Origin of the sequence: Streptomyces sp. NPDC001339 (assembly GCF_042895955.1) — a bacterium.
Classification (GTDB): Bacteria; Actinomycetota; Actinomycetes; order Streptomycetales; family Streptomycetaceae; genus Streptomyces.
The window spans coordinates 182,531-204,090 of the sequence record NZ_JBIAWT010000005.1; the positions used below are offsets into that span (position 1 = coordinate 182,531).

At 71.4% G+C, this 21,560-nt stretch carries 20 protein-coding genes; 11 read left to right on the forward strand and 9 right to left on the reverse strand.

All coding sequences use genetic code 11. The features are described from left to right. Positions 1-120 precede the first annotated feature (120 nt). Positions 121-642, forward strand: coding sequence for a tRNA (adenosine(37)-N6)-threonylcarbamoyltransferase complex ATPase subunit type 1 TsaE (tsaE, locus tag ACFY12_RS16245; RefSeq protein ID WP_390716419.1), 522 nt, complete (start codon positions 121-123; stop codon positions 640-642). Positions 643-756: 114 nt separating this feature from the next. Here tsaE and ACFY12_RS16250 read toward each other — a convergent pair whose 3' ends face one another. Together ACFY12_RS16250 and ACFY12_RS16255 are read right to left on the reverse strand one after the other, a co-directional pair. After that, a complete protein-coding gene (locus ACFY12_RS16250; protein WP_390716420.1) occupies positions 757-1,038 on the reverse strand; it encodes a hypothetical protein in 282 nt (93 codons plus the stop codon). A 152-nt stretch (positions 1,039-1,190) separates the two neighbouring features. Then, positions 1,191-1,757 (reverse strand): hypothetical protein, encoded by a 567-nt coding sequence (locus tag ACFY12_RS16255; protein WP_390716421.1) that lies wholly within the window; start codon positions 1,755-1,757, stop codon positions 1,191-1,193. Positions 1,758-1,861: 104 nt separating this feature from the next. Between ACFY12_RS16255 and tsaB the strand changes: the two genes are divergently transcribed. Genes tsaB through tsaD form a run of 3 tightly spaced genes read left to right on the forward strand, consistent with a single transcriptional unit; the run spans position 1,862 to position 4,181 of the window. Further along, positions 1,862-2,521 carry a tRNA (adenosine(37)-N6)-threonylcarbamoyltransferase complex dimerization subunit type 1 TsaB gene (gene tsaB, locus ACFY12_RS16260; protein ID WP_390716422.1) on the forward strand — a complete coding sequence of 220 codons (660 nt, stop codon included), beginning with the start codon at positions 1,862-1,864 and terminating at the stop codon, positions 2,519-2,521. Beyond that, positions 2,518-3,021, forward strand: coding sequence for a ribosomal protein S18-alanine N-acetyltransferase (gene rimI / locus ACFY12_RS16265; RefSeq protein WP_390716423.1), 504 nt, complete (start codon positions 2,518-2,520; stop codon positions 3,019-3,021). Before tsaB ends, rimI begins: the two co-directional genes overlap by 4 nt. Before the next feature lie 5 nt (positions 3,022-3,026). Continuing rightward, positions 3,027-4,181, forward strand: a complete 1,155-nt coding sequence (gene tsaD / locus ACFY12_RS16270; RefSeq protein WP_390716424.1) for a tRNA (adenosine(37)-N6)-threonylcarbamoyltransferase complex transferase subunit TsaD — start codon at positions 3,027-3,029, stop codon at positions 4,179-4,181. A 112-nt stretch (positions 4,182-4,293) separates the two neighbouring features. Here the strand turns inward: tsaD and ACFY12_RS16275 are convergent, their stop codons facing one another. Together ACFY12_RS16275 and ACFY12_RS16280 are read right to left on the reverse strand one after the other, a co-directional pair. Continuing rightward, positions 4,294-5,475 (reverse strand): methyltransferase domain-containing protein, encoded by a 1,182-nt coding sequence (locus tag ACFY12_RS16275; RefSeq protein ID WP_390716425.1) that lies wholly within the window; start codon positions 5,473-5,475, stop codon positions 4,294-4,296. 402 nt (positions 5,476-5,877) lie between these two features. After that, positions 5,878-7,239, reverse strand: a complete 1,362-nt coding sequence (locus ACFY12_RS16280; protein ID WP_390716804.1) for an FtsW/RodA/SpoVE family cell cycle protein — start codon at positions 7,237-7,239, stop codon at positions 5,878-5,880. Positions 7,240-7,727: 488 nt separating this feature from the next. Between ACFY12_RS16280 and groES the strand changes: the two genes are divergently transcribed. Both groES and groL read left to right on the forward strand, forming a co-directional pair. Beyond that, the gene (groES, locus tag ACFY12_RS16285) at positions 7,728-8,036 is read left to right on the forward strand and encodes a co-chaperone GroES (RefSeq protein WP_066995800.1); all 309 of its coding nucleotides are present in this window, start codon (positions 7,728-7,730) and stop codon (positions 8,034-8,036) included. 161 nt (positions 8,037-8,197) lie between these two features. Continuing rightward, positions 8,198-9,823 (forward strand): chaperonin GroEL, encoded by a 1,626-nt coding sequence (groL, locus tag ACFY12_RS16290; protein WP_390716426.1) that lies wholly within the window; start codon positions 8,198-8,200, stop codon positions 9,821-9,823. Between the two features lie 101 nt (positions 9,824-9,924). Here the strand turns inward: groL and ACFY12_RS16295 are convergent, their stop codons facing one another. From ACFY12_RS16295 to ACFY12_RS16305, 3 genes are all read right to left on the reverse strand, one after another. Next, positions 9,925-10,914, reverse strand: a complete 990-nt coding sequence (locus ACFY12_RS16295) for a hydroxyacid dehydrogenase (protein WP_390716805.1) — start codon at positions 10,912-10,914, stop codon at positions 9,925-9,927. A 394-nt stretch (positions 10,915-11,308) separates the two neighbouring features. Beyond that, entirely contained in the window at positions 11,309-12,082 is a 774-nt protein-coding gene (locus tag ACFY12_RS16300; protein ID WP_390716427.1) for an SDR family NAD(P)-dependent oxidoreductase, read from the reverse strand. A gap of 133 nt (positions 12,083-12,215) precedes the next feature. Then, positions 12,216-12,881, reverse strand: coding sequence for an MOSC domain-containing protein (locus ACFY12_RS16305; RefSeq protein ID WP_390716806.1), 666 nt, complete (start codon positions 12,879-12,881; stop codon positions 12,216-12,218). Positions 12,882-13,155: 274 nt separating this feature from the next. Here ACFY12_RS16305 and ACFY12_RS16310 point away from each other — a divergent pair, with 274 nt between their 5' ends. Next, positions 13,156-14,097, forward strand: a complete 942-nt coding sequence (locus tag ACFY12_RS16310; protein ID WP_390716428.1) for a LysR family transcriptional regulator — start codon at positions 13,156-13,158, stop codon at positions 14,095-14,097. 171 nt (positions 14,098-14,268) lie between these two features. On the opposite strand, the gene ACFY12_RS16315 is transcribed toward ACFY12_RS16310, so the two are convergent. Next, positions 14,269-14,601 carry a WhiB family transcriptional regulator gene (locus ACFY12_RS16315; protein ID WP_390716429.1) on the reverse strand — a complete coding sequence of 111 codons (333 nt, stop codon included), beginning with the start codon at positions 14,599-14,601 and terminating at the stop codon, positions 14,269-14,271. A 382-nt stretch (positions 14,602-14,983) separates the two neighbouring features. Here ACFY12_RS16315 and ACFY12_RS16320 point away from each other — a divergent pair, with 382 nt between their 5' ends. The 4 genes from ACFY12_RS16320 (at position 14,984) to ACFY12_RS16335 (ending at position 19,577) form a co-directional block, all read left to right on the forward strand. Beyond that, complete coding sequence (locus ACFY12_RS16320) at positions 14,984-15,595, forward strand: response regulator transcription factor (protein WP_003948568.1); 612 nt, start codon at positions 14,984-14,986, stop codon at positions 15,593-15,595. Between the two features lie 429 nt (positions 15,596-16,024). Continuing rightward, on the forward strand, positions 16,025-16,600 hold the full coding sequence (locus tag ACFY12_RS16325; RefSeq protein ID WP_390716807.1) for a sigma-70 family RNA polymerase sigma factor: 576 nt from the start codon (positions 16,025-16,027) through the stop codon (positions 16,598-16,600). Positions 16,601-16,788: 188 nt separating this feature from the next. Next, on the forward strand, positions 16,789-18,291 hold the full coding sequence (gene guaB / locus ACFY12_RS16330; RefSeq protein WP_390716430.1) for an IMP dehydrogenase: 1,503 nt from the start codon (positions 16,789-16,791) through the stop codon (positions 18,289-18,291). Between the two features lie 170 nt (positions 18,292-18,461). Then, entirely contained in the window at positions 18,462-19,577 is a 1,116-nt protein-coding gene (locus ACFY12_RS16335) for a GuaB3 family IMP dehydrogenase-related protein (protein ID WP_390716431.1), read from the forward strand. A gap of 713 nt (positions 19,578-20,290) precedes the next feature. Here ACFY12_RS16335 and ACFY12_RS16340 read toward each other — a convergent pair. Continuing rightward, a complete protein-coding gene (locus tag ACFY12_RS16340) occupies positions 20,291-21,538 on the reverse strand; it encodes a nucleotide sugar dehydrogenase (protein WP_390716432.1) in 1,248 nt (415 codons plus the stop codon). Positions 21,539-21,560: the final 22 nt, after the last annotated feature.

Genomic DNA, 21,560 nt, shown 5'->3' on the forward strand with positions numbered 1-21,560 from the left:
GAGGTGTGGCACGCACGGGCCTGAGGCGCGGCCCGGAGGGGGCTGAGATGTGGCACGCACGGGCCTGAGGCGCGGCCCGGACCGTAGGGAGTGCGCCGTCCGGGCCGTACCATTTGCGGCATGAGCACCACTGACGCCATCGCCCACGTCACCGTCAAGTCCCCCGATCAGATGCGGGAGTTGGGCCGCAGACTGGCCCCGCTCCTGCGCCCCGGCGACCTGGTGCTGCTCACCGGCGAGCTGGGTGCGGGCAAGACCACGCTGACCCGCGGCCTGGGCGAGGCCCTGGGCGTACGCGGCGACGTGACCTCCCCGACCTTCGTCATCGCCCGGGTGCACCCCTCGCTGACCGGCGGCCCCGCCCTGGTGCACGTCGACGCCTACCGCCTCGGCGGCGGGCTGGACGAGATGGAGGACCTGGACCTCGACGTCTCGCTGCCGGAGTCGGTGGTGGTCGTGGAGTGGGGCGAGGGCAAGGTCGAGGAGCTGTCCGAGGACCGGCTGCACGTCGTGATCGGCCGCGCCATGGGCGCCGCCGCGCCGCACCCGGAGGACGACGTGGACGACGTCCGCGAGGTGACGGTCACCGGTGTCGGCCCCCGCTGGTCGGGCACGGAGCTGGACGGCCTGCTGTTCGCGTAGCTGCCGCGGCCCGCTTCTGCGGCCGACGGCCCTCTCCTGCGATAGTTTCCGACAAGCCGTCGGTAAGATGTTGCGCAGCTGGTGCCGGGCATGGTGACATGGGGAGAGACCCAGTTAGGTCAGCCTAAGTAGCGGCCTGGCTTCTGTCGTCTGCCTGCCCCAGGAGCCCCAGGAGGCGTCCATGCCGGCCCACCAGCACCACCCGCGCGACGCGCGTGAGACGCCCACGACGCCCACGATGAACGAGCTGCTCGCGGCCTGCGCCGCGGCCAGCGCCGTCTCCACACCTCCCGGCGCCGCCGAGGAATCCCGCACGGAGAGGGCCCGCGCGGATTCCGCGGACGGGCCGGACGGGTCGAACGGGCCGAACGGGCCGAACGGGGTGGAGTCGGCCACGGAGGACGAGGACACTCCCACGTCAACGTCCGCGCCCACGTCCGCGCCTACGGCCACGTCCACGTCCGCGTCAACATCCGCGACCGCCCACGGGCGCCACGCCGCATAGTCCGAACGGGCCAAAGACCGTCCGCACCGCCCGCACCGTCCGCTCAGGCGACTACGACGACCTTGGTGCCCTGCAGCGCGAAGTCCCACATGGCCTTGCCGTCGTCCCGCGACTCACGGACGCCGCCGGTCTTCTTCGCCGCGCCCGTACCCGGCCGGGAGCCGTCGACCGCCGCGCTGAAGCCGACCGTCACCCCGTCGACAGTGGTGAACCGCACCACATGCTCGATCGGGACCCCGTCCGAGCCGGTGATGCTCACCGACCGCGAGGTGACCTTGTACGGCCCCGGCTTCGGGCTCACCGCGCTCGGCGCGACCGTGAACGTCCGCAGCGCCTCGCCCTTCTCGCCGACGAGCCACACCCGCTTGTCGCCGAGTGCGTAGACGACCCGCTTTCCCGTGCCGGAGGCGGCGGGGACGGCCGGGGCGGGCGGCTCGGCCTTCTTGCCGCGCCCGTCCTGCGGTTCCTTGGGCGCGGTGGGCCGGCCGTCGCTGCGGACCGGCGTGAGGGGATCGGGGGCGGACGCCGAGGCCTGGTAGCCCAGCACACCGACCGCGATCACGGCGGCCACGGTCAGCGCGGTGACGATCGTGCTGCTCTTAGCGGGCACCGCTGTGCCACCTCTCCCTTGTTCCTACCGTCCTTATATTCCCCTGCTACGGGGCGACGGTAGCAGGGGGCAGGGCACCACCGGCCGCGCCGTAGGCTTGATACGTGCTGCTGCTTGCTCTTGACACCGCCACCCCCGCCGTCACCGTCGCGCTCCATGACGGGACGCGCGCGCTCGCCGAGTCCTGCCAGGTGGACGCCCGCCGGCATGGCGAACTGCTGCTGCCCGCCGTCGACCGGGTGCTGGCCGAGGCCGGACGGAAGCTCGACGAGGTCAGCGACATCGTGGTCGGCGTGGGCCCCGGGCCGTACACCGGTCTGCGGGTCGGTCTGGTCACCGCCACCACGTTCGGCGCGGCCCTGGGCGTGCCCGTCCACGGCCTGTGCTCGCTGGACGGCCTCGCCTACGCCTCCGGGCTGACCGAGCCCTTCGTCGTGGCCACCGACGCCCGCCGCAAAGAGGTCTACTGGGCCCGCTACGGGGATGCCCGTACGCGGCTGACCGAGCCGGCCGTCGACCGCCCCGCCGACATCGCCGACCAGATGGACGGCGTCCCGGCCGTGGGTGCCGGCGCGCTGCTCTACGACACCGTCTTCACCGGCGTACGGCGCACGGCGCCCGAGCACCAGTCCGGCGCCGCACTCGCCGAGCTGGCCGCCCTCAAGCTGGCGGCCGGCGAGGAGCTGCTGCCGCCGCAGCCGCTGTACCTGCGCCGCCCGGACGCCCAGGTGCCCGCCAACTACAAGGTGGTCACCCCCAAGTGACCGGGCCGGCCGCGACGCTGCGCGAGATGCGCTGGTGGGACATAGCGCCGGTGCTGGAGCTTGAGCGCGAGCTCTTCCCCGAGGACGCCTGGTCGCCCGGCATGTTCTGGTCCGAGCTGGCCCAGGCCCGTGCCGCGCAGGCCACTCGCCGCTATGTCGTCGCCGAACTGTCGGGCCGCCTGGTCGGTTACGCCGGGCTGGCCGCCATCGACGGCACCGGCGACGTCCAGACCATCGCCGCCGCCCGCGACCAGTGGGGCACCGGCCTCGGTGCCCGGCTGCTGACCGAACTCCTGGGTGCGGCAACGGACTTCGAGTGCCACGAGGTGCTGCTGGAGGTCCGGGTCGACAATCAGCGCGCCCAGCGCCTCTACGAGCGCTTCGGCTTCGAGCCGATCGGCTTCCGCCGCGGCTACTACCAGCCCGGCAACATCGACGCCCTCGTCATGCGGCGCACCACCCAGTCCTCCTCCGAAGCACCCTCCGTACAAGGAACTTGAGAATCATGGCTGACTCACGCGGCGGACCGCTCGTCCTCGGCATCGAGACCTCCTGCGACGAGACCGGCGTCGGCATCGTCCGCGGACACACCCTCCTCGCCGACGCGGTCGCCTCCAGCGTCGACGAGCATGCGCGCTTCGGCGGAGTGGTCCCGGAGGTGGCCTCCAGAGCCCACCTGGAGGCGATGGTTCCCACCATCCAGCGCGCGCTGAAGGAGGCCGGGGTCGCCGCCTCCGATCTGGACGGCATCGCGGTCACCGCCGGGCCGGGGCTGGCCGGCGCCCTGCTGGTCGGCGTCTCGGCCGCCAAGGCGTACGCCTACGCCCTCGGCAAGCCGCTCTACGGCGTCAACCACCTCGCCTCGCACATCTGCGTCGACCAGCTGGAGCACGGCGCGCTGCCCGAGCCGACGATGGCCCTGCTGGTCTCCGGCGGCCACTCCTCGCTGCTGCTGTCGGAGGACATCACCTCCGACGTACGCCCCCTCGGCTCGACCATCGACGACGCGGCCGGCGAGGCGTTCGACAAGGTCGCACGGGTGCTGAACCTCGGCTTCCCGGGCGGACCGGTCATCGACCGCTACGCCCGCGAGGGCGACCCGGACGCGATCCACTTCCCGCGCGGTCTGACCGGCCCGCGCGACGCCGCGTACGACTTCTCCTTCTCCGGCCTCAAGACCGCCGTGGCCCGCTGGATCGAGACCAGGCGCGCGGCCGGCGAGGACGTTCCGGTGGCGGACGTCTCGGCCTCCTTCCAGGAGGCCGTCGTCGACGTCCTGACCCGTAAGGCCGTACGGGCCTGCAGGGACAACGGCGTCGAGCACCTGATGATCGGCGGTGGGGTCGCGGCCAACTCCCGCCTGCGCGCCATGGCCGAACGCCGCTGCGAGGACGCCGGCATCACCCTGCGCGTGCCCCGCCCCAAGCTGTGCACCGACAACGGCGCGATGGTCGCGGCCCTCGGCGCGGAGATGGTGGCCCGCAACCGCGCGTCCTCCGACTGGGACCTCTCGGCGGACTCCTCGCTTCCCGTCACCGAACCCCACGTACCGGGCACGGCCACCGAGGACGCCCACGACCACGGGCACAGCCATGGCCACGGACACGGCCACTCCCATGATCACGTCCACGAGCTGAGCAAGCAGAACCTCTACTCCTGACCTCTGCTCCTGAGCGCGCGCCTGAGCGCCGGGGAGGCAGCACGACCGGCTGCCGCCGCCTCCCCGGCGCTCAGGCCTTCTCGGTGATGCCTTCTCGGTTACGCCTTCTCGTTTACGCCTTCGCCGGGTGTCCGAGCAGCATCGACGGTGCTCCCGCCACCCGGGTGAGGAAGATCGTCACGGTGTCGCCGCCGCCCGCCAGCTTCAGCTTCCTGCGCAGCTCCTCCGGCTCGACCGCCGAGCCACGCTTCTTGATCACCGCGGTGCCGATCCCGCGCTCGCGCAGCAGCGCCCTGAGCCGCTTGACGTGGAACGGCAGCACATCGGTGATCTCGTACGCGGTCGCGTAGGACGTCGGGACCAGTTCGTCCGACGTGACGTAGGCGATGGTCGGATCGATCAGCCGGCCGCCGACCTCCACCGCGACCTCCGCGACCAGGTGCGCCCGGATGACCGCACCGTCCGGCTCGTACAGATAGCGGCCCACCGGACCCGGCTCGGGGTCGGGCAGCATGGCGTCCCGCGCGGTCCACAGTGAGGCGTTCCCGGGCAGCAGCGTCGCCCGGAACCCCGGCTGCTCGGCGCCGAACCACAGCACGGCCTCCTTCACGTCCCCGCCGTCCGAGATCCACTCCGCTTCGGCGTCGTCCGGGATCGCCTCGTGCGGAATGCCGGGCGCGACCTTCAGCGCGGCGCACCGGGCCGTCCGAGCCGTCCCGATGGCCCAGGACAGGGGCGGCGAGTACGCCTCCGGATCGAAGATCCGGCCCCGGCCGCCGCGCCGCGCCGGGTCGACGAACACCGCGTCATACGACGAGACATCGACCTCGGCCACGTCCGCGCAGCGCACCTCGATACGGTCCGCCAGCCCCAGGGCATCGGCGTTCGCCCGTACGACCGCGCAGGTCAGCGGGTCGCGGTCGACGGCCAGTACGTCGATCCCGGCCCGCGCGAGCGCGATCGCGTCACCGCCGATACCGCAGCACAGGTCGGCGAGGCGGCGCACCCCGAGCCCGGCGAAACACTCGGCGCGGTGGCGCGCCACCGTCGTACGGGTCGACTGCTCCACGCCATGGGGCGTGAAGTACATCCGCCCGGCATCGGCCCCGAACTTCGCCGCGGCGCGCTGCCGGAGCCGCGCCTGGCCGAGCGCCGCGGACACCAGGGGCGCGGCGTGCGTACGCCGCAGCCGGGTGGCTGCCGCCAGCTCTTCCGCGGGGTCGTAGCCCCGCAGCTCCTCCAGCAGCGATTGCCCCTCCGGGGCGAGCAACTCGACAAATTCCTCGACGTTCACGCGGCCATTGTCGCTTCCCGCCGTTCCGCTGCGCTTGGCTGCCTTCCCACGTTGTCGGCTGCGGCGCCGTACCTCCGTTTCGCCGTTGCGCCTGGCGGCGGGCCGTTGCCGCTGCGCGGGGCTTTACGTCACGGGTGCGCCCCTCCGGACTGGCGTCCTGCGGTGCGCCCCCTCCCGTGGGTGGGTGGAAGAAGACCGGTGGGGGTGTACGTAGCCGATCGTCTGCTGGCAGTGGACCACTCACGCACACCCCCACTCACCGTTTTTCTCCCACTCCCGGGAGGGGCCGCTCCGCAGGACGAAGTCCGGAGGAGCGGACCCGCGCCCGACAAACCCACGCCCGCCGCAGGCGTAACGGCGAAACGGAGGTACGGCGGGAAAGCCGACAACGTGGGAAGGCCCCTAGCGGGAGCGCACCGGCTCACGCCGGCGCTGCGCGTGGTCGCTGATGCGCAGCAAAAGCGCCACCATCACCCAGTTCGCCACCAGCGACGATCCGCCCTTGGCCAGGAACGGGAGGGCCTTGCCGGTGAGGGGGATGAGGCCGGTGACGCCGCCGGCGACGACGAAGACCTGGAGGAGCAGTGCGCCGGCGAGGCCGACCGCGAGGAGCTTGCTGAACGGGTCGCGGGCTATCAGCCCCGCCCGCAGGCCGCGCTGGGCGAGCAGGACGTAGAGCACCAGCACGACCATCACGCCGGCCAGGCCGAGCTCCTCGCCGACCGTGGTGAGGATGAAGTCGCTGTTGCCGGCGAAGCCGACCAGCTCGGGGTGGCCCTGGCCCAGGCCACTGCCGCTGATGCCGCCGCTGCCGAAGCTGAACAGGGCCTGGCCGAGCTGGTCGGACATGAGCTCCGCCCGGCCCTCCTTGGTGAAGGCCCGCATGGGGTCGAGCCAGGCGGTGACCCGGCCGTGGACATGCGGTTCCAGGGTGCCGACGACGGCCGCGCCGACCGTGGCCATCAGCAGGCCGCAGACGACCCAGCTGGTGCGGCCGGTGGCCATGTAGAGCATGATCACGAAGACGCCGAAGAAGATCAGCGAGGTGCCCAGGTCGCGTTCGAAGACCAGCACCAGCAGGCTGATCACCCAGATCGTGAAGATCGGCGCCAGTTGCCGGCCCGGGGGCAGCTGCATGCCCATGAACCGGCGCCCGGCCAGCGCCAGCGCATCGCGGTTGACGGTGAGGTAGCCTGCGAAGAACACCGTGATCGCGATCTTGACGAATTCGCCGGGCTGCAGGGACAGCGGGCCGAGGAGGATCCAGCGCTTGGCGCCGAAGGTGTCCGCACCGAAGAAGGCCGGCGCCATCAGCAGCACCAGCGCGACCGCCATCATCACGTAGATGTACCGCTGCAGGATGCGGTGATCGCGCAGCACCAGCAGGGCGACGACGCAGACCGCCACCCCGATCACCGACCACACCAGCTGGCCGCTGGCCGCCTCCGCGATCTTCAGTCTGGGCGTCTGCGCGTAGGTGATGTCCAGGCGGTGCAGCAGGACGAGGCCGATCCCGGTCAGCAGGGTCGCCAGCGGCAGGATCAGGGGATCGGCGCGCGGTGCGAAGCGGCGCAGCACCAGATGCGGCACCAGGGCGAGGAAGAACATGCTGACCGAGAAGCCGGTCAGGCCGCCGGGCAGCCGGCCGGTCATCGCCAGCCCGGTCCAGGCGTAGCCGAAGACGGCGATCAGGACGACGAATGCGAGGAGCCAGGCCTCGGTTCTGCGGCGGTTCGGGGCCGCGGCGAGTGCGGCGAACGTCATGGTGCGCTCGGCATCGCTCTCCGGTTGCTCGTTCGCCCGGGGAGCGCCGGTCAGTCCACGCACGCGTTACCTCCGCATCGATGGTCAATGCACGGGCCGGTCCGGACTGGTTCCCACGCCATATGACATGCCCCGGACCCGGTTCATCGGCCCGGTAGTCGGGGAGGTAGACGAGGGCAGTGGGGGGCGTGGTTGCCAGGAAACGCGAAGATGTGTCCGATTTGGCATGAACCCGTGCCCGCGCGGATCGCGGGAACCCGCACCCGCGCAAATCGGCAGGTCAACCGCCGCCACCGGAACCGCTCCTCGCCGCGCTGGCACTCCGCTTGACCGAGTGCTAACCGCGTCATAGTCTCGGCTCTGGCACTCTCCCTGGGGGAGTGCCAGAACACAGCGACGGGCAGGTCCGGCACCCGCGACGACGGATCCACCTGGTCGCCACCTCAGACAGTTAACCCCGTGAGATCTCCGAAGGGGGAGGTCGGATCGTGACGACCACCAGCTCCAAGGTTGCCATCAAGCCGCTCGAGGACCGCATCGTGGTCCAGCCGCTCGACGCCGAGCAGACCACGGCCTCGGGCCTGGTCATCCCGGACACCGCGAAGGAGAAGCCCCAGGAGGGCGCCGTCCTCGCCGTCGGTCCGGGCCGTTTCGAGAACGGTGAGCGCCTTCCGCTCGACGTGAAGGTCGGCGACGTCGTGCTCTACAGCAAGTACGGCGGCACCGAGGTGAAGTACAACGGCGACGAGTACCTCGTTCTCTCGGCTCGCGACGTGCTCGCGATCATCGAGAAGTAAAAGGGTTCGCTCCGCGCATGCGGAGATGTTCCTTCACCCAGATTTGCCGTGATCTGCGCCCCTGGTTCCCGAGTCTGAACAGCCCGGGGCAGGGGCGCAGTTCCGTTTGACACCGCGGTCCCCACTGCGTGCCGAGGATCGCAATGAGAGGACAGCTACCCATGGCGAAGATCCTGAAGTTCGACGAGGACGCCCGTCGTGCCCTTGAGCGCGGCGTCAACAAGCTTGCCGACACGGTCAAGGTGACGATCGGCCCCAAGGGCCGCAACGTCGTCATCGACAAGAAGTTCGGCGCCCCGACCATCACCAACGACGGTGTCACCATCGCCCGCGAGGTCGAGGTCGAGGACCCGTACGAGAACCTGGGCGCCCAGCTCGTCAAGGAGGTGGCGACCAAGACCAACGACATCGCGGGTGACGGCACCACCACCGCCACCGTGCTGGCCCAGGCGCTGGTCCGCGAGGGCCTGCGCAACGTCGCCGCGGGTGCCTCCCCGGCCGCCCTGAAGAAGGGCATCGACGCCGCCGTCGCGGCCGTGTCCGAGGAGCTCCTCGCGACCTCGCGCCCGATCGACGACAAGGCCGACATCGCCGCCGTGGCCGCCCTGTCCGCGCAGGACAAGCAGGTCGGCGAGCTGATCGCCGAGGCCATGGACAAGGTCGGCAAGGACGGCGTCATCACCGTCGAGGAGTCCAACACCTTCGGTCTGGAGCTGGACTTCACCGAGGGCATGGCCTTCGACAAGGGCTACCTCTCGCCGTACATGGTCACCGACCAGGAGCGTATGGAGGCCGTCCTCGAGGACCCGTACATCCTGATCCACCAGGGCAAGATCTCGTCCATCCAGGACCTGCTGCCGCTCCTGGAGAAGATCATCCAGGCCGGTGGCTCCAAGCCGCTGCTGATCATCGCCGAGGACGTCGAGGGCGAGGCCCTGTCGACCCTGGTCGTCAACAAGATCCGTGGCACCTTCAACGCCGTGGCCGTGAAGGCCCCCGGCTTCGGTGACCGCCGCAAGGCGATGCTCGGCGACATGGCCACCCTCACCGGTGCCACCGTCATCGCCGAGGAGGTCGGCCTCAAGCTCGACCAGGCCGGTCTGGACGTGCTGGGCACCGCCCGCCGCGTGACCATCACCAAGGACGACACCACCATCGTCGACGGCGGCGGCAACGCCGGGGACGTCGAAGGCCGCGTCGCCCAGATCAAGGCCGAGATCGAGTCCACCGACTCCGACTGGGACCGCGAGAAGCTCCAGGAGCGCCTCGCCAAGCTCGCCGGTGGCGTCTGCGTCATCCGCGTGGGTGCGGCCACCGAGGTCGAGCTCAAGGAGAAGAAGCACCGCCTGGAGGATGCCATCTCCGCGACCCGCGCCGCGGTCGAGGAGGGCATCGTCTCCGGTGGTGGCTCCGCGCTGGTCCACGCCGTGAAGGTGCTGGACGGCAACCTCGGCAAGGACGGCGACGAGGCCACCGGTGTCGCCGTGGTCCGCCGCGCCGCCGTCGAGCCGCTGCGCTGGATCGCCGAGAACGCGGGCCTCGAGGGCTACGTGATCACCGCCAAGGTCGCCGAGCAGGACAAGGGCCAGGGCTTCAACGCCGCCACCGGCGAGTACGGCGACCTGGTCAAGGCCGGCGTCATCGACCCGGTCAAGGTCACCCGCTCCGCCCTGGAGAACGCCGCGTCGATCGCCTCCCTGCTGCTCACGACCGAGACCCTGGTCGTCGAGAAGAAGGAAGAGGAGCCCGCCGCCGAGGCCGGCCACGGTCACGGCCACGCGCACTGACGCCTCCCGCCCGCGTATGCCCGCATACGCGCGTACGACGGCCCGGTCCCCTTTCCGAGGGGGCCGGGCCTCGCCCGTTCCGGCCGGACCGCCGGACGGGGTCAGGCCGAATGGCCGAGGTCGGCCGCCCGTACGGAACCTGCGAACGGCACTCCCCTCACATAGCGCTCGACCTCGTCCAGCGCCGCATCGGCCAGCCGGTGCAGCTCGCCGCCCATCGACCCCGCGATATGCGGGGTGAGCAGGACGTTCGGCAGGTCGTACAACAGCGAGCAGGGCGGCGGGAGTTCGGGCTCGGTGACGTCGAGGACGGCGTGGAGGCGGCCGGTGCGCAGCTCCGCCAGCAGCGCCGTCCCGTCGACGAGCGAGCCGCGGGCGGTGTTGACCAGGGTGGCACCGTCCGGCATCAGGGCCAGCTCGCGGGCCCCGAGCAGATGGCGGGTGGCGGGCAGCTGCGGCGCGTGCACGGTGACGATGTCGCTCCCCGCGCACAGCTCACCGAGGCCCACCGGCCGCACCCTCAGCCGGCCGGCCTCGGCGGGGTCCACGTACGGGTCGTACAGCAGCACACGCAGGTCGAACGGGCGCAGGAGCGCGATCACGCGGCGGCCGATACGGGAGGCGCCGATGACCCCGACCGTACGGCGGTAGTTGCCGGCCCGCGCCAGCTCGGCGTGCCAGTCATGCGGCCGGCCGCGCAGCTCGCGGTAGCGGTGCGCGGCGTGCAGGACCCGCTTGTTGGCCAGCAGGATCGCGGCCAGGGTGTACTCGGCGACCGGGAGCGCGTTCGCGTCGGCGGCCGACGCGACGGCGATCCCGCGCTCCCAGCAGGCGTCGGTGAGGTGGTGCTTGACGGAGCCGGCGGCGTGGACGACCGCACGGAGCCGCGGCGCGGCGGCGAGCACACGGCTCGTCAGAGGCGGCGCGCCCCACCCGGTGAGGAGAATCTCGGCCCGGGCCAGCGCGGCGGCGACGGCGGGGGCCGGGTCCGCCAACTCGTCGGCGACGAGGCGCGGGTCGGTGTGCGTCAGGGAACGGAGCCGGGCCCGGTGACGGTCGCTGAACAGACGCTCGGCGGTAGCGGGAGCCATCGCCAGGAGCAGCTGGGGGCGTTCTCCGCTGTGCTCGGTGGGTGAGGGCGGTGGGGTCACGGGTCCTCCTGCACGTTGCGTAGACGCTCCCCGCACTCAGCCTTTCCCACCGACTCGCAGCACCGATACGACGGCACCAGCACCCACCCACCCCTCCCCCCCACCCACGGGAGGGGCCGGACCGCAGGACGCCAGTCCGGAGGGCCGGACCCGTGACGTACAGCCCCGCGCAGCGGCAACGGCCCGCCGCCAGGCGAAACGGCGGGAAAGCCGACAACGTGGGAAGGCAGCCAAGCGCAGCGGAACGGCCGGCCGCCAGGCCGAACGGCGAGCAACCACCACGGCGGGAAAGCCAAAAACGTGGGAAGCCGGCCAAGCGCAGCGGACGGGCGGACTACCGCGGACCGTACTTCCGCCCGGTCCGTGACGAAAGGCCGCCGAGGACGCTCCGCGGCGTCAGCTTCACCGCGCCCATCAGGGCCTTGTAGCGCGGGTCGGGGACGGACAGCGACTTCCCCCGCACCAGGTCCTTCATCGCCGCGTCCACCAGCTTGTCCGCGTCCAGCCACATCCAGCCGGGGATGTTGTCCGTGCCCATCCCGGCCCGCTGGTGGAACTCGGTCCGTACGAAACCGGGGCACAGCGCCATCAGACGCACTCCGCTGCCCGCGAGGTCGCGTGCGGCGCCCTGGGTGAACTGCACGACCCACGCCTTGCTCGCGCCATAGGTGCCGCGCGGGACGAACGCCGCCACCGACGCCACATTGACCACCGCGCCGCGCCGCCGCTCGCGCATCCCGCGCACCGCGGCGGTGGTGAGCCGCAGCACCGCCTCGCAGTGCACCTTGAGCATCGCCAGCTCATCGGCCATCGAGACCTCGAGGTATTCGCCCTTGTTGCCGAAGCCGGCGTTGTTCACCAGCAGGTCGACCGGATGCCTGGGGTCCGAGAGCCGTGCCTCGACCGCCGCGATACCGTCCTCCGCCGACAGATCGGCGCGCAGTACCTCGGCCTCGATGCCGTGCCGGTCGTGCAGTTCGGTCGCCTGCTCGCGCAGTCGCTTCTCGTCGCGTGCCACCAGCACCACGTTGTGGCCGTCGCCCGCCAGCCGCCGGGCGAACGCCGCCCCGATGCCCGCCGTCGCACCCGTGATCAATGCAGTCGTCATACCGGCACGCTATCCGGCGCCCCACAGGCACGCTATCCGCCCGGGCGCCGGACGCGCGCCGCCGACCGGAACCGGGCGGATGCCCGCCGGGCTCCGCCGCGCGCCCGCCGTGCCCGTCGCACTCACCCTTCGCTCAACTGCCGTTCATCTCAAGGTACTTCAGTGCTGACTGCCGCCCCTTCGCGGACAGTGCCTCGCCCGCCTCCAGCAGCCGGGGCAGCAGCTCCCGGTGGGTCGTCAGGGCCTGGAACATCAGCCCGACCGTCACCTCGTGATCGGGGCGGTACATCCGTTCCACGGTGTCCCCGCCGCGGATCTCGCCCGGCTCGATCACCCGTAGGTACGCGCCGGGCACCCCGGCCTGGGTGAACCGCCGGACCCAGCCGCGCTCGCCGAGCCACCCCTGGAACGTGCGGCAGGGGACGCGCGGACAGCTCACTTCGAGCAGCAGCCGCGGGCCGATCCGCCAGCGTTCGCCGATCCGGGCGTGGGTGACCTCCACGCCGGAGGTGGTGAGGTTCTCGCCGAAGCATCCGTTGGGCAGTGTCCGGCCGAGCGCCCGCTCCCAGTCGTCCAGGTCCTCGCGGGCGTAGGCGTACACGGCCTGGTCGTCGCCGCCGTGGTGGCGCAGGTCGACCACCGCGTCACCGGCCAGCCCACTGCCGCCGATGCCCCGGGGGCCGGGCGCGGTGACCGCCACCGGGCCGTCCACGGGCCGCTTGTCGATGGCGGTGCCGCCCTCGGTCTCCGTGTGCTCGGACGGCGCGGCCTTCCCGACATTCACGGTCAGCACCTTCATGTCCGTGGCGCTCATGATCTCTGTGCCCTCCGCGCCCTCCGCGGCTTCCGTGACCTGCATGCCCTCCGTGCCCTCCGTGTGCTCCATCCTTCACTGCCCCCTTCTTGTCCTGCTCATGATCCGGATCAGCCCGCACCCCACCCGGTCCACCCACCTCAGCCGAACGGCGGTCACCGGGGCAACCCCTTATCCCGATTGTCCCGTGCGCCCGTTCCACCCCAAAGCGACAGGGTGGATTTTCGCGATCCATCCAAGTGTCGCTTATACTTGGACCATGATCGAGGCCCGTCATCTCCGCGTCCTGCGCGCCGTCGCGCAGACCGGTTCGTTCTCCGGTGCGGCGCGTGAGCTGGGCTGCACCCAGCCCGCCATCAGCCAGCAGATGAAGGCCCTGGAGCAGTCCGCCGGTACTCCGCTGCTGGTCCGCGCCGGCCGCGAGATGCGGCTGACGCAGGCCGGCGAGGCGCTCGTACGGCACGCCGTCGGCATCCTGGCCGGGCTCACCGCGGCCGAGGAGGAGGTCGCGGCCATCGCCGGCCTGCGGGCGGGGCGGGTACGGCTGGTGTCGTTCCCGTCGGGCAGTTCGACGCTGGTGCCGACCGCCCTGGCCAGGATGCGGGCCGCGCACCCGGGCACCCGGGTCTCGCTGGTCGAGGCCGAGCCGCCGCGCTCGATCGAGATGCTGCGCAACGGCGACTGCGAGATCGCGCTGGCCTTCCGCTATCCGGAGGTGCGCGGTGCGGACCCGGCGGCCCGGGCGGAGTGGGACGACCTGGTCGTGCGGCCGATCCTGGCGGACCGGCTGATCGGCCTGGTGCCGGAGGGGCACCGGCTGGCGACGGCGGAGGCCGTGCGGTTCACGGAGCTGGCGGACGAGCCGTGGATCGCCGGGTGCCCCAGGTGCCGCAGGCACCTCGTGGAGGTCTGTGAGAGCGCGGGCTTCACACCGCGGATCGACTTCGCGACCGATGACTACCCGGCGGTGATCGGGCTGGTCGGCGCCGGCCTGGGGGTGGCCGCGCTGCCCGAGCTGACGCTGGAGTCGGTGCGTCCGAAGAGGGCCACGGCGGTGCGGCTGGAGCCTGCCGTGCAGCGGGAGATCGTCGCGCTGACGCTGCCGGATCTGGCGCATGTGCCCGCTGTGGAGGCGACGCTCGACCAGTTGGTGAACGCGGCGGGTCGGCGCGCGCGTACGGCCGTCGGTGAGGGGCGTTAGGCCGTTGGTGGCGCCCGGCGGTGGGGGCGCGCGGTCGTCGTCGGCGGCAGGCTTTCGGCGGCGTTGAGCCATTGGTGGTACGGGTGGGCGGTGGGGTGTGACACAACTGCCGTTCCCGGCTGCCCATTCACGCGCAGGAACGTTTCTTCCGGAGTGCTCCCCGGTCCGCTCTCAGGAGCCGGCGACGCCCGGGTCGCCGGAGACGGAGGTGGCGGGGATCAGCCGGTGGCGGGCCCGGCCCATCAGCTCCTCGCGTTCGTCCTCGGTCAGGCCGCCCCAGACCCCGTAGGGCTCGCGGACGGCCAGTGCATGCGCCGCGCACTCGGCCCGTACGGGGCAGCGCATACACACCTCCTTAGCTGATTGCTCACGCGCGCTGCGGGCCGCTCCGCGCTCGCCCTCGGGGTGGAAGAAGAGGGAGCTGTCCACGCCGCGGCAGGCGGCCAGCAGCTGCCAGTCCCAGAGGTCTGCGTTCGGGCCCGGGAGGCGGGAGAAATCTGCCATTGCTTGTCCCCTCGAAGCGATGCTGATTCGGGCTCGGTGCTCACGACCGTACATCTACTATCGAAGTAGATGTAAATATGACTCATTGCGAATCTAGTCATAGATGCCGCGAAAATGGAAGAAAGGGAGCCAAATAGGGCATAAGGTGCACGCGCGGATGCCGGTTGGTCCGCCAGTCGCCTGCGTATCCGGGTCCTCACGGAGCGTGCTGAATGCGGTCAGCGAAGCCGTAACTCTTTCGAGTGACCGTCGTTGAGTGTGCGGAGGCGGTTGGCAGAGGTAGCCCTCGGGCAGGTGTCCGAGGCGGCCGTCAATCGCACAGGTGACGATACGTACCAGCCTGGAGGCTCAAGGTGACGCGCATCAGCTGCGGAGGGCGGTCATGACATCCGTCCTCGTCTGCGACGACTCCCCGCTTGCCCGAGAGGCGCTCCGTCGGGCGGTTGCGACCGTTCCCGGCGTCGAGCGTGTGACGACCGCGGCCAACGGCGAGGAAGTCCTCCGCCGCTGGGGTGCCGATCGCTCGGACCTGATTTTGATGGACGTACGGATGCCCGGTCTCGGCGGTGTCGAGACCGTGCGCCGACTGCTGTCCGCCGACCCCGGTGCCCGGATCATCATGCTCACGGTGGCCGAGGACCTCGACGGCGTCGCGCTCGCGGTGGCCGCCGGCGCCCGCGGCTACCTGCACAAGGACGCCTCGCGCGCCGAGCTGCGGGCGACGGTGACCCAGGCGCTCGCCGATCCGACGTGGCGGCTCGCCCCGCGCCGGCTGCGGTCCGCCGAGATGGGCGCCGCGCCGACGCTCACCGCGCGCGAGATCCAGGTCCTGGAGGGCATGAGCCACGGCCGCTCGAACGCCGAGATCGGCCGCGAGCTGTTCCTCTCCGAGGACACCGTCAAGACCCACGCCCGGCGGCTCTTCAAGAAGCTCGGCGCCTCGGACCGGGCGCATGCGGTGGCCCTCGGCTTCCGCTGGGGACTGGTGCGCTGACCGGCCGTGCAAGCGGGTTACGGCCCGCTGCGTACGCGGGGTGGCGACCTGCCGTGCCCACGCCGCGGCCCGCTGTGCAAACGGGGTTACGACGCGCGCCCACTGAACGGGGCCGGGTACGTCGTAACCCCGCTGCGTCGACGCCGGCGCCGAAACCTCACGGGATGCCGCATCCTTGGAGGTGTGACTCCTCCCCGGCGGAGGCCGGGGCTTCTCACTCGGCCAGAAGAGACCTCTATGACGGACAAGCCCTGCCCGGTGCCGTACGGCACCCAGACAAGCTACCGGCGAGGGCTTGTGGCCGACATGGGTACAACCCGAACGGGGGAGGCGTGGAACGTGAGTGCCGGCACGACGGTTCGTAACGGTTCGGGGCGCAACGACGGGGGCGGCGTCACCGACAGCGCCACGCCGAGGCACCATGGTGCGATGCGCGAGGACGGGAGACAGGAGATCGGCGACCTCGTCACACGCGCCGTGGAGGGTGACCAACAGGCCACCCACGACCTGCTCGCCCATGTGCATCCCCTGGCCCTGCGCTACTGCCGGACCCGCCTGTCGCGGCTGCCGGGTGACGCCCGGCACTTCGTCGAGGACCTGGCGCAGGAGGTGTGCGTCGCGGTGCTGTGCGCGCTGCCGCGCTACCGCGACACCGGCAAGCCGTTCGAGGCGTTCGTCTTCGCCATCGCCGCCCACAAGGTCGCCGATCTGCAGCGTGCCGCGATGCGCCATCCTGGCAGTACGGCCGTGCCGTCCGACGAGATGCCCGAGCAGCCGGACAACTCGCTGGGGCCTGAGGAGCGGGCGCTGCTGAGCAGCGATGCCGAGTGGGCCAAGAAGCTGCTGGCGAATCTGCCGGAGAACCAGCGCGAGCTGGTCCTGCTGCGGGTCGCCGTGGGGCTGACAGCCGAGGAGACCGGGCAGATGCTGGGAATGTCACCGGGCGCGGTCCGGGTCGCCCAGCACCGCGCGCTGAGCAGGCTGCGGGCCCTCGCGGAGCAGTAGCGACGCAGTAGCAGCGCAGTAGCGACGTAGTAGCGGCGCAGCGGCGCGCGGGCCCCGGCCCCGAGGCGGCGCGATGTCGCCGTAGGAAAACACAAGTGACGAGGCCCTCATCGCTCGTGGATTGGGACACTTCTCTAGGCCGTTAGCATGGGAGTCCGCGCTGAGGCAAGAGCATTGGGGAAGGTGTCATGAGTGACAACGTCGACGGTATGCCCGCCAAATTCGCCATGCTCGGCCTGACATACGACGACGTACTGCTGCTGCCCGGTGCGTCGGAGGTGCTGCCGAACGCGGTCCGCACCGCCTCCCGGGTCTCGCGGAACGTCACGGTCAACATCCCGCTGCTCTCCGCGGCGATGGACAAGGTCACCGAGGCGCGGATGGCCATCGCCATGGCCCGGCAGGGCGGCGCGGGCGTCCTCCACCGCAACCTCTCCATCGAGGACCAGGCCAACCAGGTCGATCTGGTCAAGCGCTCCGAGTCGGGGATGGTCACCGACCCGATCACGGTCCGCCCGGACGCCGAGCTCGCCGAGGCCGACGCGCTCTGCGCCAAGTTCCGGATCAGCGGGGTGCCGGTCACCGACGCCGCCGGCAAGCTGCTGGGCATCGTCACCAACCGCGACATGGCCTTCGAGATGGACCGCAGCCGTCAGGTCCGCGAGGTCATGACGCCGATGCCGCTGGTCACCGGCAAGGTGGGCATCTCCGGTGAGGACGCCATCGAGCTGCTGCGCCGCCACAAGATCGAGAAGCTGCCGCTGGTCGACGACGCGGGCGTGCTCAAGGGCCTGATCACGGTCAAGGACTTCGTGAAGGCCGAGAAGTACCCGAACGCCGCCAAGGACGCCGAGGGCCGGCTCGTCGTCGGTGCCGCGGTGGGCGTCGGCGACGCCGCGTACGAGCGGGCGCAGGCGCTGGTCGAGGCCGGTGCCGACTTCCTCGTCGTGGACAGCGCGCACGGCCACAGCCGCGGCATCCTCGACATGATCGCCAAGATCAAGTCCAACATCAGCGTCGATGTCGTCGGCGGCAACGTCGCCACCCGCGACGGCGCCCAGGCGCTGATCGACGCGGGCGCCGACGGCATCAAGGTCGGTGTCGGCCCCGGCTCCATCTGCACCACCCGCGTCGTCGCCGGCGTCGGCGTCCCGCAGGTCACCGCGATCTACGAGGCCGCGCAGGCCGCGCACGCGGCGGGGGTGCCGCTGATCGGCGACGGCGGTCTGCAGTTCTCCGGCGACATCGCCAAGGCCATCGCGGCCGGCGCGGACACCGTCATGCTGGGCTCGCTGCTGGCCGGCTGCGAGGAGTCGCCCGGCGAGATGGTCTTCATCAACGGCAAGCAGTTCAAGTCGTACCGCGGGATGGGCTCGCTGGGCGCGATGCAGTCCCGCGGCCAGGGCCGGTCCTTCTCCAAGGACCGCTACTTCCAGGACAACGTCCTCTCCGAGGACAAGCTGGTGCCCGAGGGCATCGAGGGCCAGGTGCCCTACCGCGGCCCGCTCGCCTCGGTCGCCCACCAGCTCGTCGGCGGCCTGCGCGCCTCCATGGGCTACGTCGGCGCCGCCGACATCCCCGAGCTCAAGGAGAAGGGCCGCTTCGTCCGGATCACGGCGGCGGGCCTGAAGGAGTCGCACCCGCACGACGTCCAGATGATCACCGAGGCGCCGAACTACTCGGGGCGCTGAGCCGCCGGGGCCTGCGGGGTCTGCGGGGCCTGCGAGGCTTGCGAGGCCTGTCCGACGGAGGTCCGACGGAGGTCCGGCGGGGGTCCGGCGGGCGAGGAAGCACCGGATGCGCCCCCAGCGTCCCCAGTCGGGGATACTGGGGGCGTAATCCGTAGGAAGGGCCAATCACAGTGACTGAGATCGAGATCGGGCGCGGCAAGCGCGGCCGCCGGGCATACGCATTCGACGACATCGCCGTCGTACCCAGTCGCCGCACCCGCGACCCGAAGGAGGTCTCGATCGCCTGGCAGATCGATGCCTACCGCTTCGAGCTGCCGTTCCTGGCCGCTCCCATGGACTCGGTGGTCTCCCCGCAGACCGCGATCCGCATCGGTGAGCTGGGCGGTCTGGGCGTCCTCAACCTCGAGGGCCTGTGGACCCGGTACGAGGACCCGGAGCCGCTGCTCGCCGAGATCGCGGAGCTGGACGAGGACGCCGCCACCCGCCGCCTCCAGGAGATCTACGCCGCACCGATCAAGGAAGAGCTGATCGGGCAGCGCATCAAGGAGGTGCGCGACTCCGGTGTGGTCACCGCCGCGGCGCTGTCGCCGCAGCGGACCGCGCAGTTCTCCAAGGCCGTGGTGGACGCCGGTGTCGACATCTTCGTCATCCGCGGCACGACCGTCTCCGCCGAGCACGTCTCGTCCGCGGCCGAGCCGCTCAACCTCAAGCAGTTCATCTACGAGCTGGACGTCCCGGTGATCGTCGGCGGCTGCGCCACGTACACCGCCGCGCTGCACCTGATGCGGACCGGCGCGGCCGGTGTCCTGGTGGGTTTCGGCGGCGGCGCCGCGCACACCACGCGGAACGTGCTGGGCATCCAGGTCCCGATGGCCACCGCGGTCGCCGATGTCGCGGCCGCCCGCCGTGACTACATGGACGAGTCCGGCGGTCGCTACGTCCACGTCATCGCGGACGGCGGGGTGGGCTGGTCCGGCGACCTCCCGAAGGCGATCGCCTGCGGCGCGGACGCGGTCATGATGGGCTCGCCCCTGGCGCGGGCCACGGATGCGCCGGGGCGCGGGCACCACTGGGGCATGGAGGCGGTCCACGAGGACGTGCCGCGCGGCAAGCGGATGAACCTGGGTGCGGTCGGTACGACCGAGGAGATCCTGCTGGGCCCGTCCACGACCCCCGACGGCTCGATGAACTTCTTCGGCGCGCTGCGGCGCGCGATGGCGACCACGGGCTACTCCGAGCTGAAGGAGTTCCAGCGGGTCGAGGTGACGGTCGCACCGCGACGCTAAGTCGTAGGACGCGGTAAGCCGCAGGACCCACGAGGGGCCGGTCATCCAGCGGGTGACCGGCCCTTTCGCATGCCCAACAGGGCTGGTGGGGGCGCCTTTTGCGGGGGAGGGGCGTGCGGTTGCGTTCAGGGCGAGTGTGGGCTGAACGGGTGTAGCAGGGCGGTAGTGTCCGTGTTCGGCGACCCGCTCTCTGGGACGCCCCCTTCCAAGGACACGGTCCGGACCCCGGCCCTCGGGGCCCGGCCCGATTTCCAACGGACCGTCCACCGGGTCACTGGGCGGCATCGTGGAAGGGGGCGCCCGTGGGACGTCACCGCAAGCCCACCCGCTGGGATCGGATCCGTCTTCGGATGGTGAAGTGCCGGAGGAGGTGGATCTTGCGGCTTTGCGGAAGGTGAGCGGCCACCCCTACAAGAGATAGGGGTGGACACTCTGTTCACCTTCAGGAGCCTGCCGCAGCGACCTCTGCGGTGGGCTCCACCCTTTTGCGGTGCCGGTGAGCGGCCGCCCCTATACAACCTAGGGGCGGACACCCGTAATCCGGCCAGGAGCCTGCCGCAGTACCCGCTGCGGTGGGCTCCACCTTTTGGTGCCAGTGAGCGGCCGCCCCTATGAAAGCTAGGGGCGGACACCCGCGATCCAGTCAGTACGGTACCCGTGGCAGGGGACGGGTGCCACCAGCTCCGGAGGCCGGGCGGCCGCGCGCGCCCCCTTCACAGTCGATGCGCCGCCCCGGCCGGTGTGGCCCCCCGTGTGTCCAGCAGCAGCTGGGCCTTGACCGAGAGTCCCTGGAGGTCGTAGGTGCGGTGGGCTTGGAGAAGGACCGTCAGGTCGGCCGCGGCGGCGGTCTCGTAGAGGGAGTCCGCGCGGGGGACGGGGCGGCCCTGGACCTGCCAGTGGGGGACGTAGGGGTCGTGGTACGTGACGTGTGCGCCGAGTTCCCGCAGGCGGGAAGCGATCTCCCGGGCCGGGGAGCCGGTCTGGTCGCCGGTGTCGGGTTTGTAGGTGACGCCCAGCAGGAGGATGCGGGCGCCGCGCGCGGACTTGCCGTGTTCGTTGAGGAGGGCGGCGCAGCGCTGGATGACGTAGCGGGGCATCCGGCCGTTGACGTCCCGGGCCAGTTCGACCAGGCGGAGCGGCGGGGCCGGTGAACGTCCTTGGGTGGGGCGGCTGTTGGGGTTCACGGGGGCGCTGTGGCCGCCGACGCCGGGGCCGGGCCGGAAGGACTGGAAGCCGAACGGCTTGGTCTCCGCGCAGCGGATGACGTCCCACAGGTCGACGCCGAGGTCATGGCAGAGCACCGCCATCTCGTTGACCAGGGCGATGTTGACGTGCCGGAAGTTGGTCTCCAGCACCTTGGTCATCTCCGCCTCGCGCGGGCCCCGGGCGCGTACGACCTTGTCGGTGAGCCGGCCGTAGAACGTCGCGGCGGCCTCCGTGCAGGCGGGGGTGAGTCCGCCGATGACCCTGGGGGTGTTGGCGTAGTGGTGGGTGCGGCTGCCGGGGTCGTGGCGCCCGGGTGCGCAGGCGAGGTGGAAGTCGCGGCCGGCGGTGAGGCCGGAGCCCGCTTCGAGGAGCGGGCGGAGGAATTCCTCGGTGGTGCCCGGGTAGGCGGTGGATTCCAGGATGACGGTGGTGTGCGGGCGCAGCCGGGCGGCGAGCGTGCGGGCGGCGTCGGCGACGGCCGTGAGGTCGAGGGCGCGGTCCTCGCGGGGCGGGGTGGGCGCGCAGATGACGGCGGTACGGACCCGGCCGAGGGCGGCGGAGTCGGTGGTGGTGCGGAAGCCGGCCGCGAGCAGGCGGCGGAACTCGGTGGCGGACAGCGGTCCGTCGGTGCCGGAGAGGGCGGCGGCCCGCGGGTCGGGATCGTAACCGAGGGTGCCGATGCCGGCGGTGGTGGCGGCCTGGGCGAGCGGGAGACCGAGGTGGCCGAGTCCGATGACGGCGAGGTCTGCGGGCATGCTGCGGCCGTCCTTCCCGAGT

Coding starts and splice junctions, on each gene's coding strand:
- tsaE (WP_390716419.1), top strand. CDS start 121: ATGAGCACCACTGACGCCATCGCCCACGTCACCGTCAAGTCCCCCGAT.
- tsaD (WP_390716424.1), top strand. CDS start 3,027: ATGGCTGACTCACGCGGCGGACCGCTCGTCCTCGGCATCGAGACCTCC.
- ACFY12_RS16280 (WP_390716804.1), bottom strand. CDS start 7,239: ATGACGTTCGCCGCACTCGCCGCGGCCCCGAACCGCCGCAGAACCGAG.
- groL (WP_390716426.1), top strand. CDS start 8,198: ATGGCGAAGATCCTGAAGTTCGACGAGGACGCCCGTCGTGCCCTTGAG.
- ACFY12_RS16295 (WP_390716805.1), bottom strand. CDS start 10,914: ATGGCTCCCGCTACCGCCGAGCGTCTGTTCAGCGACCGTCACCGGGCC.
- ACFY12_RS16300 (WP_390716427.1), bottom strand. CDS start 12,082: ATGACGACTGCATTGATCACGGGTGCGACGGCGGGCATCGGGGCGGCG.
- ACFY12_RS16305 (WP_390716806.1), bottom strand. CDS start 12,881: ATGAAGGTGCTGACCGTGAATGTCGGGAAGGCCGCGCCGTCCGAGCAC.
- ACFY12_RS16310 (WP_390716428.1), top strand. CDS start 13,156: ATGATCGAGGCCCGTCATCTCCGCGTCCTGCGCGCCGTCGCGCAGACC.
- ACFY12_RS16315 (WP_390716429.1), bottom strand. CDS start 14,601: ATGGCAGATTTCTCCCGCCTCCCGGGCCCGAACGCAGACCTCTGGGAC.
- ACFY12_RS16320 (WP_003948568.1), top strand. CDS start 14,984: ATGACATCCGTCCTCGTCTGCGACGACTCCCCGCTTGCCCGAGAGGCG.
- ACFY12_RS16325 (WP_390716807.1), top strand. CDS start 16,025: ATGCGCGAGGACGGGAGACAGGAGATCGGCGACCTCGTCACACGCGCC.
- guaB (WP_390716430.1), top strand. CDS start 16,789: ATGAGTGACAACGTCGACGGTATGCCCGCCAAATTCGCCATGCTCGGC.
- ACFY12_RS16340 (WP_390716432.1), bottom strand. CDS start 21,538: ATGCCCGCAGACCTCGCCGTCATCGGACTCGGCCACCTCGGTCTCCCG.